Source organism: Natronomonas marina (assembly GCF_024298905.1).
GTDB classification, from domain to species: domain Archaea; phylum Halobacteriota; class Halobacteria; order Halobacteriales; family Haloarculaceae; genus Natronomonas; species Natronomonas marina.
The window spans coordinates 100,592-116,603 of the sequence record NZ_CP101155.1 but is presented as its reverse complement, the minus strand read 5'-3'; the positions used below and the strand labels follow the sequence as shown (position 1 = coordinate 116,603).

Sequence of the window (16,012 nt, the reverse complement as noted above, 5' to 3'; positions counted from 1 at the left end):
GCCTCCGTGTCAGAGGCGTCAACCTCAGTATCGGCCTCGACGTCGATGTCGGGCTCTTCATTTGGGTCGGTGTCGGTACCGTTGGGTGATTCGGGTGTGGATTCTGCCATAGGTGTGATGGATTGTGATCGTTGGGATCGTCGTGATTGTCGGTAGACGCGAGTAGACTGTTCTCGAGGGTGGTGTGGGACGTCTCACTCGAGCTTACATCTCTCGTGGAGTGCGAAAAACGGCCGTACTGGACGGACCTGTGAGTCCTTGGTGGAGGCATCGTAGTCTCGACGGTCAGTCCAAGTGGAGGGTCGTCCAGAGATCGAATGCGGCGTCCTTGTAGAGGACAGTCTCGCAGTCCGCGCACTGATACTCGACGGCGCCGAGCCGGTCACCTCCGCCGAGCCGCGTGACTTTGCCGCCACGATGCCGCGCAATTTCCGTCCCGATGAAGGAGGACACGATCAGTCTCGATCCACAGTGCGGGCACGGCTGCCCCGGCTTCCAGTCCGGACGGCGACTCGTATGCACGTGATGAGCAATGCCATTCGAGCTCGGCGAAGTGACGGCGTACGGTTTGTACTCCGCGAGGGGGTCGTACTCCTCATCGGCGAGCACGGAGTTATCCGAGTGCTGGTTCGGAGACTGTCCGTCACGATTGTCGGTCATAGGAAATCCCTCACTCTCGGCAGGGGAGAACAAACTACTGCCTGTCCGATACGCGAGCGGACGGCTCTAGAGGAGTAGAGGTACTCGACGGAGATTGAGTAGTCCACGGTCGATTCTTTTTCGTCGACAGATGCGAGGGACTGCGCTTCGTCGATGAGCCAGTTGTTCGCGGCGTCGACAGCCGCTTCTACATCGTGACCGAGCTCGGGGTGGGTCGGGAGCGTTTGCGAAAAAATCTTGCCGGGGAGAAACCCCCCGAAGCGTGGATATGGAAGTGCGTGAGACGAGTCGAACGACGGAGGGAGAGACAGCGTCAGCGGGGAGTGCGCCGCCCTACTCGTCGTCCTCTCCTTCGTTGATCTCGCCAGCCTCGAGGTCGTCGAGAGCGTTGCTGACCATCGCCTCGTAGGCATCGATGTCAGGGTCGTAGAGGTCGACCGCCATCGCATCGTAGTTGCGCTCGTCGTCGTTCTCGGTGGGGTCGTCGGGGTCGAACGCCTCGAGCCGTGCCTTCGTCTGCTCGGCGGTTTCCGCGACCCACGCGTCCCGAGCCTCACCGTCGACAATGTTGATCGACTCGGGGCGGATGGAGACGTTGATGTCACCGTCGTCGGTCTCGTAGGTGCGCGCCTTGCCGACCACTGCGACGTACGCCGGGGCTTCCGCATTCCGCAGGACGCTGGCGGCCTCGGGCTGGTACTGCCCAGCATAGGCGAAGAACGTCCCGGTCGGGCCCACGATGCGGGCCTGCCAGTACTCGGAGTCGTTGCCGACGTCCGTCGTCTCGGTCAGCGTTCCGACCACGAAGACACGATTGGCCTTCTCACCCGACGGCAGCAGCGAGTACACGGGCGCACGGTCTTCGTCGGATTCGGTGAAGGTGCTTGTTGCGTTGTTGAACTCCTCGGCAAAGACGCGCTTGGCGACCTCGCGGTCACCATTCGCTGCGCTGCCGGGCGAGACAGCGTCTTCGGAGAGAGTGTTGCCCGCCTCACAGTCGTTGACCACGAGGTAGTTGCCGATGACCGGCCCTGAGACCGTGTAGGAATGTCCGAGGATCTCCTCCTCGACGGCATCGGCGACGACGCTCGTGTCGAGAGCGTCCATCGCCATCTGCTTGGCCTCCTCGATGGTGATGCCGGTGAGATCCTCGGTGGCTTCCTGATTGAAGAGGACGTCGTAGGCCGTCTGGCCGTCGTCGATGACCGCCTTCACGCGGAGATCGAACTCGCCGTCGACCTCGCCGTGTTCGGAGCAGCGCCCGTTCTGGAGAACGCGCGTGCAGTCCTCGCCGGGACATCGCTTGACGAGGCCGCTTCCGGGTTGGACAGCCACGACTGCGCCAGCGGCCTCGACATCGGTCGAGCCGACGTCGAGGTCGGCGGCGTCCTCGTCGTCGACGGGAACGATGTCGGACGCGGAGTTGACCTGGACGCTGAGTCGGTCCTGGTACTCGTCGGAGACGACGTTCTCGAATCGGTACACGCCATCTTCCTCGATGGTCGGTGCGTCGGCGGACTCCCACACGGTCACCTTGATGGTGCCGGTCTCGTCACCGATGAGGCCGACCTGAGCGATGGAGTCGACGTCGTTGTCCCAGAGCTGGACGACCTTCGCCGTGACCGAGAGCCACTCGTTCGGACCCTCGACGGTCGCGATCTCGCGCTCGTCGGCCGGACCGCTAGAACCGCTCTGGCCGTCCAGATCGTCGTACTCGAGTCCGTACGCGTCGAGGAAGTAGTTCCGCGTGGTGCGGACGGCCTCGTCCTTCGGGACGCGGTACTCGTCGACGAGCATCGAGAATCGCTCGGCGATCTCTGCTTCATCTACGTCGACTTCGTCCGGGAATTGGTCAGCGAGCTCTGCCGCTTCGTCGGGAATGGAATTAGCTACTGCCATCGTTGGTCACTCCGATTCGCATTCTGGAATCGGCTTGTGGGACGTCTCGAGTCAGGTCGACGCCCTGCGCGCCTTCCTGCTCACGCCCCTGCACCCCAATCCGGGGGAAATAAACCGCCGTTGCGACGGGAACGCGGGTGGTGGGTGTCGCCACGCGCGCCGGGATTCGGCTCATTACCTGCATAGTCGTGAGTCCCCCTTCACCCCCCGCGGGGGGATAAACCGCGTGCGGTGCGTTCGGTCGTTGGTCAGAGGCGATGCTCGGCCAGCCTCCGGCGAGCGGTGCGGATCGTCGAGGCGAGACGGGCGACAATCCGTGTCCTCCAAATGCGTCTGTAGGTAGAGGCGGCGGTGCCGTCATCTGTCTCCCGCGAATCGGCGTCAAGGATATCTGAGTCGTCGGGGCCAGGGTGGGCGCGGTCGGATGTGGACGACCACTCGTGGTCGTCAAGACTGGGGATCGCGGCCGCGACCTCAGCATCGGTTGCACCCGTTGGAACGCCCGTTGCCGAGTCGAGGCCAGAGTCGGGATCGGCCGGGTCCGCGGGGTCGTACTTCCGGCGGACGACAGCAGAGGCGTCCTCAAGAGGGACACTCCAGTTGGCGAGGAATTCGAGATCCTCGACGACCGCGTCACGGGTCGGCGGCGGCTCAGTCGTCCGAGCGAAATGGGTGACGAGGTACTCCGCCACTCCCTCGCGGGACGCAGTGAGGTACTGCCGAGTGGCTGTCTGTGCACGATCTACAGAGAGGCCGTAGTCCGCGACGAGTCGCTGCATATGCTGGTCGACGATGTCCTCGGACGCGACGTCAGCTGGAAGGTCGTTCATCAGCTCGTTGACCGCCCGTTCGATGCGAAGCGTCCATTCGGTCATCGATCTTCACCTGCCTTCCCAGGCCACCAGTCGTCGTCCTCGATCGTCGGTGGCTCGTAGAGCCCCGGTTCGCGGGGTCGCCGACGGAAGTCGGACAGCTGTGCTTGACGCGGTCGCGATCGCTCACGGGGAGCTGCTGCGCTGGACATCTGTGAAGTCACCTCACCCCCTGTTGGGAGGGACAAACTCACGTCGGTCGCCACGGGTGATGGCGTCGCCGAGCGCCCCCACGGGCCACGCGGTGCTGTCGAGGTTGTGGCTGCGCGCGCAGCGACGCTCGCGTCGCGAGCACGGAGCGGTGGGCGGGGCGGTGGGTAGTGGGTGCCGGGAGCCACACACTAACCAGCCGGTTGCGATGCCTACCTGAGGACTACTCGCGGCACACGCAAAAAAGCGGCCGAGCGATGGCCTACTCGTCGTCCCGCCGTCCGAGCGTGACCTCGATCGCCCGCTCCATATCGATGTGGTTGATCCACGCGTGCTGGTCGCTATCGGCCGACCACGGAGCGATTGTCGGATCATCCGACTGCCGCTTCCGCCGCGTCATCGGGCCGTCACCCCGGTCGAGGATGGTGAGGTCCGTATCACCGACGACTGCCAGGGTCGCATCACCCTTGTAGGCGTTGACACGCACCCGCTCCGCCCGAATCCGGTCGCCCACCGCGAGCGTCGGCTTGTCACCCGCCGCGAACCAGACCGTGAACTTCGCCGTGTCGCCGGCCTCGTCTTGCACCAGTCCCACCTGGTACTGCGACCGATGCTTCGGCGTCCACAGCGTGGTCACCTCCGCCTCGACCGTCGTCTCCCACTGCTCGTAGGGATCGATCGACCCGATGGGCTGCTTGATCTCGAACATCCGCTCGAGTGTCTCCTTGACGGCGATCGTCGCGTTCATCACGTCCGACCCGTCCTGGATGTGCCGGGCGATGCACTTCCCGAACGTCGCTCTGGACATCGCTGCTTCGCCTTGGAAGTGCTCGGCCAGTCGCGCGGCACCCTTGTTCACCTGAGCGAGCGTCTCCTGGTCGAGTGACGCCCGTGGGTCAGGGGCGTCACTCACGGACGTCGTCGTGACCGGTTCGTCGTCTGCCGGGTCGACCCGCTTGACGCCGACCGTCTCTGCCGGCGGGCCCTCCCACGGGTCGTCACTCTCTGAGACGGAGTGGCGAATCGGCTGCCGCGTCCGCATATCGTCCCGCGACCGCGCTGCCCGGTTGATGCCCGCCACCTCTGCCGCGATCGCCTTCGCGCGGTTCCGCTCATCGGCCTCGAACTCCCCGCGCATTCGCTCTTCAGTCGCCAGCGTGTAGTGTTCTGGGGACACCTCCGCGAACGGCGCTTGCAGGTCGCGTCGAGGCTCGGGGACGTCCATTTCCGCGAGTGCCTGCTCCCAGTAGACCCCAGTGGAGACACCACGCACCAACTCGCCGACATCGCCCTCGACGACGTCGCCCAACTGCTGGCCGTGCATCACTGCCTGAACGTCAGCGTAGGTGCCACCTGCGCGGCCGGTCATCTCGCGCCTGTGGGGGAGCCCCGTCTCGTCAGCTTGGTCGTCCTTGTCCGACGTTTCGTGCTGTGAGGCAGCCGCCCGGTATTGCGCGTCCATCCGCGCCGAGCGTTCTCGCGCGTAGTTTCCGGGGACAAGTTCCTGCCCCTGGCTGTCCTCGACCGGTTCGTCGTTCGGGGTCGGGGGCCGTTTGTCGATGTCCACACCGACCACGTTATCGCCGTTCTCCAGATGGGGACTGCTGTAGAGCAGATCCATCTCGAGTTCGTCGTACTTGTCAGGCTGTCCAACCGCCGATGGGCTTTTTTGCCCTGAGTTGAAACTAGACATTGCTGTATCCGGGGAGTGATCCCCTGTCGGGCGCGCTCCATCGCGCCCGTCTTCTGACCGCCGACCGACGGGTGTATTCGTACACCCTTCACCCCGCGGAGGGGCGAACAAACCCACCGCGGGGCGCGCCGGAGCGGCCGACGTTCCGCACGCCGACCGCCCGGCGCCGCCTGCCGACGGCCCGACGCCCTGTCACGGGCTACCTGACTCTATGATTTCAATCCCCCTCAACAGTTGGAAGGGACTGTGCGTCTTGGCCGCTGGCGCGGCCGATTTCGGGAGAAGGGACCCGCGGCGCACCGACCGGATGCGCCGCGGGTAGTGTCTGCCGGAATCGAGGCCCGCGCCCAGCGCCACAAGCTGGAAGGCGTCCGGCGGGTGCACCCCTGACGCGGGCGCGTTCGGGAGAAGGGACCCGCCGAAGGCGGGTAGTGTCTGCCGAAGGCGGCCGCGATCAGGGGAATGCACGCGCCAGAGGCATCCGGCAAGTGGTCTCCCCAAGACGTGCAGTTCATATCCGACAAGTGGGGGGGATGGTTTCCTCTTAAGCGTTCCTTCCGACACGGCGAGAGGTACTGAGGCGGCCGATTCCGTGGAGAAGGGGCCCGCGCGAAGCGCGGGAAGTATCTCCGCGGAATCGCGGCCCGCGTCAGGGCCTCGAGTTTGTCGGAACGACGGCGCTCGCGCGTGTGTGATAGCGCGAGCGCCGTCGGGTACCGGCAGGGGAGCCGGCTGCCGTCGTGAGCTGGCCGATGTCAGTGGAAGGGACCCGCGCGAACGTGTGAGCGCGGGTAGGGTCCGCTGAGATCGTGCCAGGTCAGGAACGGCACGGCGGCTTCCCCCGCCCGTCCCGTGGACGCTTAAGAGGAAAGAAATTAATTTTTGCTCGGCGGCTTCTGGCGGGTGGCCCGTACCGCCAGAACGAAGCCCGGTGCGGGGCCCTGCCCGCCGAGGTACGGGAGTCGCGAACCCGGCAGATGCGGCCGATGAACAACGTGAACCAGCCGCGCACGGCCGATTCCGGGAGAAGGGACCCGCCGAAGGCGGGTAGTGTCTGCCGGAATCGAGGTCCGGGTGCGGGTCGGTGAACGCAGATGAATCGGCCGCATATGGCCGGGCTGAGTCGTGCGTCGCCGCGCGCTGAACCGGTCGATTTCGTGTGGAAGGGGCCCGCGCGAGCTTGCGAGCGCGGGAAGGTATCCGCGCGAAATCGTGACCCGGTCCGGTTCAGCGTGCTGGCGACGTATGACTCAGGCGAACGGAGTGAGCGACGCGATCTCCCGTGCCTTCGGCTCGGCAGGCCCCGTGCCCGGCTTCGCCCCGACTCGCCGGGAGGCCGACAGAGGCGCCCGATTTCCGTGGAAGGGACCCGCCCCGGTGGGGGCGGGTAGGGTCCGCGGAAATCGCTGGTGGCTCCGGCGGCCCCTCCCGGTGAGTGCGCGGCGCGCGCTACTGCACGCGCCAGCGCAAGGGGGGCGACCGAGTGAGGAAACCTGGTCGTAGCACGACCCGATGTCTCCCGAGGCCGCCGAATCCGCTCGATGAGCGGTGTTACGAGGCGCCGTCGCGGACTGGAAGGGACCCGCGAGCGGGTTGCGCTCGCGGGTAGGGTCCGGTTCGCGTCGGTGTCTCGTGACCGCGCAATCCGCGGACTTCGGCGGGTGAGTGGACGACATCGGCTCCCACGGACTGGCCGGTGAGGCGGCCGATTTCGGGGAAAGCTACGCGATTCCCCGAAATCGTGGCCCGCCGTCAGCGGCCAGAGCGTGTGGAGCAGGTCCCGGAAATCAGCCGCCGCTACGACGCGGTCCTAATTCACCCACGGAGACCGTCCGACGAGCTCTGCTCGTCGCGGCGGTCTCGATCCAAAGCGCGCGCGACCCCGACGCGCGCGGCACCCTTCTCGAGACACACCGATTGGGCATCCATACGCGCCAGAGCAGCGAGCCGACGGCCGTCACGCCGGAACGCGGTGGCGACAGCGACCACTCGGCCGCCGAGGCCACACCACTATGCTCTATCGACAGCCCACGGCGTCTCACGACGGCGCGACCCCCCCGCCTCGAGTACAGCCGACAGCCCCTCGCGAAGTCGACGTCACCGTGCCCAATCCTCACGCTGAGAACGAACCACGAGGCGAGAGCCGCGATACGCAGCACGTCCCTAGCCTGTTTGAGATACGCACCCTGACGCCCCCGTGCGATAGCCAGCAGACCCTAGTGTAGGCACCACCGCGACACGACCATCCACTCCCACTCGCTCGTACGCAAAGCCGTATGTTCCCCACGCGCGCTCGATGCTACACCTCGACGCCACCCACCAGCTCCTACGTTACGACAGGCCGCGCTCTCCACGCGACACACAACGGCTATTCACCTCGGCTTCGGCTACCGACTTCTCCACAATCTGATACGCATCAGACACTCGTCTTCGACGACCGCCCAGGGGGCCAGCCTGTACCCGCTGCCAGGGTACCCGCTCGCCGGAACACATCGGTACCCCCCTTTCACACGAATCTGCCCCCTCTATACTAGTGGGAAAGGGGGTGTTCCAGTTTCTCAATAGCCGGGGATAATCACTAGACTGCGTAGCGTTCCAGTTTCGAGAGTGCGGAGAGTCGCTCGAAGGGTGTTCTGAGCACGGAGTTGACTATAGGCCCGAAATCGCAAGACTGCGCGGAGTTCCAGTTTATCGAGATGCTGGTGTGTGGTGGTGCGTAGATGTGTCCAGGTTTCCGGTGAAAACCGCAAGACTGCACGGTGTTCCAGTTTGCAAAAGGATCCGGTCCTTTCGGGAGTGTATGCTAATGATTGACGTTCCAGTTTACCATCCCGACGCTATATGGTGATTTTGTGAGTCCTCAGAGATTCGCGTTCCGATTTACCGTTCCAGTATTGTATTACCGTTCCGTCCGGTGGTTTATCCAAAATATGCTATTCAGTAATAGTTCTAGAAAATCGAGGATTAAGGGACACCGTCAGAAGGGAAATTATCGGAAATATCAGTTTGAGTTCATAGTATTAGACGGGAGATCGAGGCGGTAGACTGAGAGAGAAAATCAAGAGGCTACTCGCGCCACTCGAGGTGCGTATAGCACCGCGTAGGCGACCCGTCGATCCGCCGGCGTTTCCGTTCGACCGAGACGCCGAACAGCACCGCACCCCAGATTTGGAGGAACCGTTTGAACGTCACACTCGAACCTCGGTCAGGGAGAGACTCGAATCCCCAGTCGGTGACGGTGTCGACGTATTCGTCATAGGTTTCCGAACTCGGAAGCGCTCCGTCAGGGTCGGACGTGAGCTGGTTCGCAATGAACGCCGCACCACCTGCCGACTGCTCGGGCGCTGCTTCCGTCAAGAACGACGTGTCTTCTTCTGTGGGATCAACCATCTTCACACCCAATATAACGGTTCGAGTGCTGTCTTCGTTTCCACCTGACGTTGAGACAATATTGAATCCCTCTTCGAGGGCACTGATGACGTCGCGATCGATGTCGAAGAGGTCTCCGTCGATTCCGGTGTCCGTGTCGAACGCATCGAAGAGGGAATCGATCGTTTCTGCGAACTCGTCCTCTGATTCTGGTGAGACGAGGTTGTGCGTGCTCGCGAATTCCTGACAACGGTCGAAGGCGATATCCACGTCCACGACGTTGTTCGGTGCAGGACGGAGGTAAGCCGCGATGAACGCGGCGGTAGCTGCTTTCCCCTCATCCTGGAGTGGTTCGGAAGTATCGTCTGTCTCTCCCTCCTCGGACTGCGTTGTGTCAGTATCATCGCCGTCAAGCTCTTCGTCCTTGTTGTCGGATGGCTCGGGAGTGGATTCGTCTGGTGCCTCGTCCGTCGATGATGACGCGCCAGTGTCTTCCTCATCCACTTCAGAGTCTTGTGCTTCGTCGGTCGAGACTTCGTCTTCGTGAGTCCTCTCGGGTGCCGTTCCAGGGCCAGCAGACGCCGGCTTGAGTTCGCCCGTCTGAATCGCTTCGATGAGGTCCTCGACGGGCCGAAGCGTCCCCATCTCCTCGTCGCCCGAGGTCCGATGATCGAACCAGGCAATACGTGCCTGTGCGTCGTCGCCGGCGCGGGGCAGCTCGTATCGGACGAGGATGGCATATGCGGTTTCCGGATAGTCCGGGTGCCGGAACTTGATGTCGGGTACGAATGGCTTGTTGACGCGGACCCAATCCTCACGGAACCGCTCTTCCGTCTCGTACTTGTACGTCTGCTCGCTTCCCGGAGTCTCAACGATGTAGCGAGCTGACTCGTTTGCACTTCCCGGGGGACAGGTAGCCCGGTACGGGATGCTCGAAGGAGTGAGGTTCTGGAAGTCACCGGGGGCGATACGGAGGTGAATATCCTCGTCGTCGGGGTGGCCGATGTCGTCGGCAGTCGGGTCGACGAGGAGGCAATCGTTCGAGTCGGGGTCCGGGTCGCGAATCCAGATTGACGTGCCTGCGCCCTCTTCGATCGATCGGGGGACGACAGCGGTGACACCGCCGTCGCGGGCGCCGCCGTCGAATTCGATTGGCGTGTTCGATTGCGAGTAGAACCGGCGACCCGACCACTGAGTGTTCATCGGATCACGGAGGATGTTCGATAATGCGGTTGCAGGTCCAAGGTCGGGGCACCCCGCGTCTTCGTCCCACGGCGTTTCGGCGACGAAGATGGGGAGGCGACATTCGCCACTCTTCGTAGTAGTGTTAAGCGCCTTCTTGAGGTTACGGAGTTTCTTCGTGGGGTGTCGACGTGGGTCGGTCTCCTCTTCGACTGTGCATGAGATGATGTCGTCAGCGAAGCACTCCGTAGGCTCGCTGGCGAAGACTGTGAGGACGGCGTCCGGGATGTCCCCGGTGTCTTGGTCGATGATCCGGCCACTGACTCGGGTGGGGACTGCGTCTTCGAGTGCCGTCATAGCGTCTCGAAGGCCGGTATCGTGAGTATCGGTCCCAGCGGTTGCGACCCAGCCAGTCGAAAACACGTTTTCGAGAAGGAGACGAGCACCCTCGGGAGTCAACCGAATGGCGTAGCCCTCGTCGCCGGGGACGTCGTCACGGTGCTTCGCGAGTTCAATCTCGAAGATACCGTCTGTTTCCGGGATGGGAGTGTCGCCAGCGACGCCCCGATGGGTCATAATGGTGCCTAACGCCTCGATCTCATCGGCGCACGCCTTGAGCGAGGGGAGGGCATCGCGGCGACGATTACGTTCTCCCTCGTTGAGGCCCTCTGTGGCGAGGACTTTCTCGACTTCGAGGCGAAGCCGGCGGTACATCTCGTCAAGGCGCACCCAGCGGTACGTTCCGGGTCGTGGTTCCTCCCCATCGAACGGGTCGATCCCAACAGAATTTCTCTCACTGGTCCGGCGGCGTTCGATCGCCGCGGACACACTCTCGTTATCCACAGTTGCGCTTTGCTGTTCGGGAGACGATTTGTCTGCTGGCGCAGTTTCGGACTCCGTGTCGAGACGATCACGAACCGCAGTCGGTGGCCAGTTCCCGGTATCCCGTGCGAGATCGATGAGTTCCTGAATCCGGGCCACTTCATCCTCGGTGAGGATACCTTGGTTGAGGAGAGTCGCGACACGGCTGTTGAGCGCACGGGCTTGGATGGATTCCTCGTCTTTCCGGTACGTCGGGAGGTCGGTGTGAATCGCCCATTCTTCTGGGGAAAGCGACTTCCCCTTCTCGAGGAGGTCGGTAAGCTCCTCCCACTCGTCAGTCGTCATACTGCCCTTCAGGACGTGATGAAGACTGGACGCAGGGCCTGAGCTCTCAGCGGCCGAGGGAGGAGTCTGGCGCTCGGTATTGGATTGGGTGAGCTCGGTCTTCGCCTCATCCCACTGGTCGCGAGCCCACCCACCTGAGTCGAACAGCGTATCTGGCTGCTCGCTCGTAGTGGATGGAGAATCGTTCTCGCGACTGGTAGATACCGATTCAGCTGTGTATTCATCGGGTCCTGCATCGTCCGATAGGACATCTATCGCGCTGACTTCCTCAGCCGGGGAGTCCTCTATCGTCGAATCATTATTTGGTTCAACTGGGTCTTCGAGGTCAGGGAGCTTGCTGTCGGTGTTGGAGACGCTGTGCAGAGTTTCTTCACCGGGCCCGTTGGGTGGGTCACGAGCGACTATCCAAGTCGCCCACGCGAGGACAACCGGGAGGAGTGGGTCGTCTATTGTGAGATGGTGGGCGAGTTCGGGGATGTTGAGAATCGCCCGGTTACGGACAGCCGATTCTGACTCGTCGTCGGGGATTCCGTACTCTTCGTTCGTCTGGTCGATGACATCGGCGCGAACCTCTCGGAAGGCCTCCTCGAAATCTTCGCGAGAATCGTATCCTTCGGGGGCTTCCTCGGCATCCTGATGCCAGTTCGGAAGGGGAATGCGGGCGATTTCGATGGTCTGAGACCGTGTTCCTTCGGAAGGTGTCGGATACTGGACGAGCCGGTGGTCGACGGGGAGATCGCGGACGTGATCCATGAAGTCCTCGACCTCGAGGTCGGCCGGACAAAGCGCCTTTGCCTGCTGACGCGTGATTTCACCGGCACGCACGACGGTCGTCTGAATATTACCGATGATCTCGGCGTACGTCGGGTCGTCACCAACACTGTTGTCGGTGTCGGCGTCGAAGAGCTGGTCGGGCGTCTGGACGGCAAGTGAGAGGGAGACAGAGTGGTTGCGGGCGACGGCGATCATCTTTGCAAGGTCATCCGGCTCGACGAGGCGGCCGGCCTCGTCGATGAAGACGCTGACGTAGTAATCGTCCGCAGTTGCCTCCTCTTTGAGGAAGGACTTGTAGAGTTCGAGTTCGTACTGCATTAGGAGTTCGTGTGTAAGGACGAAGTCACGCTGGGCATCCGGGTCAAGGTCCTCGACGTCGAAAACGAGGACGTCGTTCTGGCGGTCGCCAGAAAGGAAGTCGGCGAAGGAGAACCGCCGGGTCGTGTTATTGAAGAGGGGTGCGAGACGGGCGTCCGTCGTAAGCGCGTTCAGACGGTTAGTGACACCGCCGAGGATCTGCTGGGCGGTGTGCTGTTGGTTGTTAAACGGCGTCTCCATATTCCGCTTGATTGCGTGCGAGCCCGGATCAGGCAGTATTTCCTTGGGGTTGATCGGGATGTCCGGGTCCATCAACCTCGTCAGTTCGGTGACCTGCTGGGTCTGCTCTTGGAGCTGCCAGAGAGGGTAGACGTACGGGCTGGCGTCGTATCCCCAGCGGAACGGCATCACAGTCGGTTGGCGCGATCTTGAATCGTCCTCATTTCCATCATTGGAGTGACTTTCGCCGCTCACGAGGTCGTCAGCAGTTGGGAGTGTGTTACTGCTGGTGTCGCTACCGTTCCGCTGGTACGCAGGCGTGCCGTCGACGCCTGTCGGGTATGTGTGCGGTGAGAAACCGGCTGTTCCAAGGGCTCGAAGGACATCACGGGACACGCGGGCGTTCTGGAAGTCGCTCTCACCCATCAGAAGTTCGGCTATCTTCCGGACAGTCTGCATAACCTGTGAGCCGTGTGTCTCCCACCTGGTGTCGTTGGAAGCGATATCAGGGCGCTGGGGAGAGATGTTTTCGGTCGCGACGCTCTCTGCGGCCTCGGGGTTGCCGTGGGCGTCGTCAGCCTGTTGGGCGGGTCGTGTGTCGAAGACCGTTAGTCCGGGGAGGACCTCGGGCATATCGAACCAGTGGACGTGCTCGCGCACCCAGTCTTCGCCGAATTCATCCAAGAGACCGCGCACAGCGAGTTCACCGACGTTTGCGCCAGGGCCGGCGTAGATGATGATGGGGCCGTTCGTGGCCTTCCGACGCTCGACGATCTCGTGAGCTTGGTCGACAGACTTCCCGGAGCCGGGGAGCCCTTGGTGGAGGATCGACCGGTCCATATAGTCCGTGCGATGTTTGACGGGACGAGCGAGGTCGCGAGTGTGGAGACGATCGAACGCATAGCCGAGCGTGGCCCCGTCAATGTCCGTACCGATGATTTCGTTGTCCTCGGCAGGAGAGAGTTCAGAGAGTGGGGCTGTGTGGGAGAGTTGGCGTTCCATATGGGCTGCGAGGTCGTCCGAGACAGCGCTGGTACTCGGGAGTGCTGTGAACGAAGGGAGTTCGTCGGCGGCGGCGAGGACGATCGGCCAGCGGCGACGGAGAGAGTAGTGTAGGCCGAATGTGGGTGCCCTACCAGCATACTCCTGAGCGCGGTGGAAACGGTACGAGTCACGGAGCTGTCCGAGCGTATGTCTCCGCCATCCAAACTGCCGTGCCCACTTTGCGAGGCGGCTGTTCTCTGGTGGTTCAGTGAGCTTGTTGAACTCGCCGTCAGCAGCAGTCGCCCACGTTTTTGCGAGCCGCCAGGCGTCGTCGCGAGCCGTAGTCCGCTGGCTGGCTGCGGCTTCGGCAAGCGTCTCGGGAGTCACTCGAAGAGTGTCACCACGACTCGCTAAGGTCTCAATGTCGGCGTCGGAGCCAGATAGATCGGCAGTACTGTCTATCTCGTTGAGGTCGGGCTGTTCTTCGGTGAAGACGCCCCCGTCACTCGCCGTATTTGTCGAGGCAGAGGTGGAGTCCCCATCTGAATGGAAGAGGGGGGAGGGGACGGGGTGGGCCTCTGAGGAGGGTTCAACTGACCCTCCAGCAGTCTCTTCGAGAGCATCGTTCAAGAAGGGTGTGGGTTGGGTGAAGACATCCATCGTGACTTTGAAACTCCGAGTTACACCCTTATTCTGGAGTTCTTCGTTCCGTGTCCCTTCCGCGCTCGCGACTTCCCCACGGACCCGACTACTCTCTCGTTCTCGAGCAGCAGCCCGGTCTTCCTCGGTGGTATTCTCTCCTGAGCTTGGTGTCGCACGGCTACGCCCACGGCGATTCGTTCGTTTGTCGAACTGGGTACTTTCCTCACCCTCGATGACGTCGAGTTTCTGCCGAATGAGATCACTAAGGTCGCCTACGGATGTAATTCGGGCACGGAGAAGTGCGGGTTCGTCGGTCTCAAGGAGGGCATCGAGAGCGGCTTCCATCGGAGGGGCTTCTTCGGCAGCGGTTTCGTCGAAGACGTTGAGTCGCTGGAGGAAGTCCCAGCGGCGGGTTCCTCGGGAGCCGAGTGGATAGCTCACGGGCGCTTCCGGGCAGACCGCAGTGAACTGATCCTCAAGATGCTCTCGGAAGTACCGTTGAGGAATCGCCTCGGCTGCAGCTGCGCGTTCGCTCGGTGTGGGCGTGTCCTCGCCGATAGTCCGCCCACCGTCTGTCGCGGCGTCCGATGATTGCGCGTTACTCCAAGGGAACGTCGCTGATGGGGGCGCATCATTCCCGAGAAGATGCTTGCACCGCCGGTACGGCCGGGCGCGGAGGAGTCGCTGGAGCGTCGTCGAGACGGGCGTGACGTCGTAGTCGGGACCACCGAAGGCTTGTCGTACCCAGTTGTGCTTCGTCCGGTCGAGCGTGCTCGTCTGGCCGTCCTCGATGAAGTGGATTAGAACCTCGATTGCGAGTCGGGTGCCATCGCCTTCAGTAGTTTGAAGCTCGCTTTCTTCTCCTCCGATCTCGGGGTCATGAGGTGCCGATCGGATGATGACTTCCAGCCCGTCAGTGAGATTGGGTAGACCTTCGATCTGTTTAGTGATTGTCTCCGGTGAGGCCGGTTGATCGGAGGCCGTAATGCGGTACCAGAGGTCGTCTCCTGGTCGCGGTGGTTCATCCTCATCGAGTTCGTACACGGCTGGTGCATCGAGAGGATCAAGGAGGCGCTTGCTCTTCGCATACGTTGTCTCCGAGACGGCGGCATCAGCTGCGCTACTGGCGCGTGCGTGAGCGGGTGGTGCGATATACGACCACGTGCTGGAGTCTTCGTCGGTGACGTAGTCTGTGATCGTACGGTCGACACGGTGAAACCCTTCGCGGATTGCCCAGCCAGTCATCGCTGCGAACGCGTGAGCATAGACGTTGAGGGTGCGACGGAATCGGAAGAATTTGATTTGTGTTCGCCGGATCGTTCCGATGCCAATAGTGTCGGCCACCCAGACGATCGCGCGGACGAATCGAGACCAGACCGCAAGCATCGCCGTCCACGTCCGCCGCATCCGCCGTGCGACTCCGAGAAGGAGGAACACGACGAGAGACGTGAAGATGACAATCCCTGCGATAATGGGATTCTTGAAGCTCCAAATGAGGAGCCCACCGATGAACTCCTGCACTCCACTCATCCATCCACGAAATTGATTTACGGCGTCGACGATCCCACTAAGATACGGAGCATACCAAGCGGGGCTTGAACTCGGCTTGGCCGTAGCCTCCGAGTCTCCTCCGTTTGAGCCGCCTCCTGCAGTTGTGTTGGTTGTGGTGGTCGTGGATGATTCTGAGTCCGGGCGCCAGCCCTGATCCCACTGAACGGCGTAGTAGTTGAGGAGGGCCATCCGGAGTTCGTTCACCGTTGCGTTATGAGTTGCCGCGAATCGGACGGCGCGAGCTTCCTCCGGAAACACGGAGAGAGATTGAGTGGTCTCGTACTCGTGAACTGTTTCGTTCGTGAGTGGGTAGAGCTTGAGCTTCGGGGTTTGCTCAATCTGTTCCTCTGACGGCATCCACCAGTCGGGGTATTGCTCCGTACGATAGTATCGGAAGAGCCAATCCTCGATGGTTTCAGCCGACTCTCCGTTCTTCGCAGCTTCCCGGGCCTGTGTTGCGTCTTCTGGGAAGATCGAGAGATCCTGATCCTGCTGGTAGAGATGAACTTGGATACACGCGTAGTGTTCCGTC

General features: G+C 62.3%; 5 protein-coding genes and 1 pseudogene. All 6 read right to left on the bottom strand.

What is annotated here, in order from left to right; all coding sequences use genetic code 11:
* Positions 1 to 285 precede the first annotated feature (285 nt).
* On the bottom strand, positions 286 to 660 hold the full coding sequence (locus NLF94_RS20580) for a hypothetical protein (protein WP_089768574.1): 375 nt from the start codon (positions 658 to 660) through the stop codon (positions 286 to 288).
* Positions 661 to 993: 333 nt separating this feature from the next.
* Positions 994 to 1,668, bottom strand: coding sequence for an RPA family protein (locus NLF94_RS20575; RefSeq protein WP_434084213.1), 675 nt, complete (start codon positions 1,666 to 1,668; stop codon positions 994 to 996).
* Positions 1,651 to 2,559: pseudogene (locus tag NLF94_RS20570) on the bottom strand (replication factor A); the annotation flags it as partial. The gene NLF94_RS20575 and the pseudogene NLF94_RS20570, both read right to left, overlap by 18 nt.
* Positions 2,560 to 2,807: 248 nt before the next feature.
* The gene (locus NLF94_RS20565; protein WP_254841486.1) at positions 2,808 to 3,434 is read right to left on the bottom strand and encodes a hypothetical protein; all 627 of its coding nucleotides are present in this window, start codon (positions 3,432 to 3,434) and stop codon (positions 2,808 to 2,810) included.
* 409 nt (positions 3,435 to 3,843) lie between these two features.
* On the bottom strand, positions 3,844 to 5,202 hold the full coding sequence (locus NLF94_RS20560; protein ID WP_049987564.1) for a hypothetical protein: 1,359 nt from the start codon (positions 5,200 to 5,202) through the stop codon (positions 3,844 to 3,846).
* 3,138 nt (positions 5,203 to 8,340) lie between these two features.
* Positions 8,341 to 15,837 (bottom strand): hypothetical protein, encoded by a 7,497-nt coding sequence (locus NLF94_RS20555; protein ID WP_254841485.1) that lies wholly within the window; start codon positions 15,835 to 15,837, stop codon positions 8,341 to 8,343.
* Positions 15,838 to 16,012: the final 175 nt, after the last annotated feature.

Coding starts and splice junctions, on each gene's coding strand:
- NLF94_RS20580 (WP_089768574.1), bottom strand. CDS start 660: ATGACCGACAATCGTGACGGACAGTCTCCGAACCAGCACTCGGATAAC.
- NLF94_RS20565 (WP_254841486.1), bottom strand. CDS start 3,434: ATGACCGAATGGACGCTTCGCATCGAACGGGCGGTCAACGAGCTGATG.
- NLF94_RS20560 (WP_049987564.1), bottom strand. CDS start 5,202: ATGGATCTGCTCTACAGCAGTCCCCATCTGGAGAACGGCGATAACGTG.
- NLF94_RS20555 (WP_254841485.1), bottom strand. CDS start 15,837: ATGCCGTCAGAGGAACAGATTGAGCAAACCCCGAAGCTCAAGCTCTAC.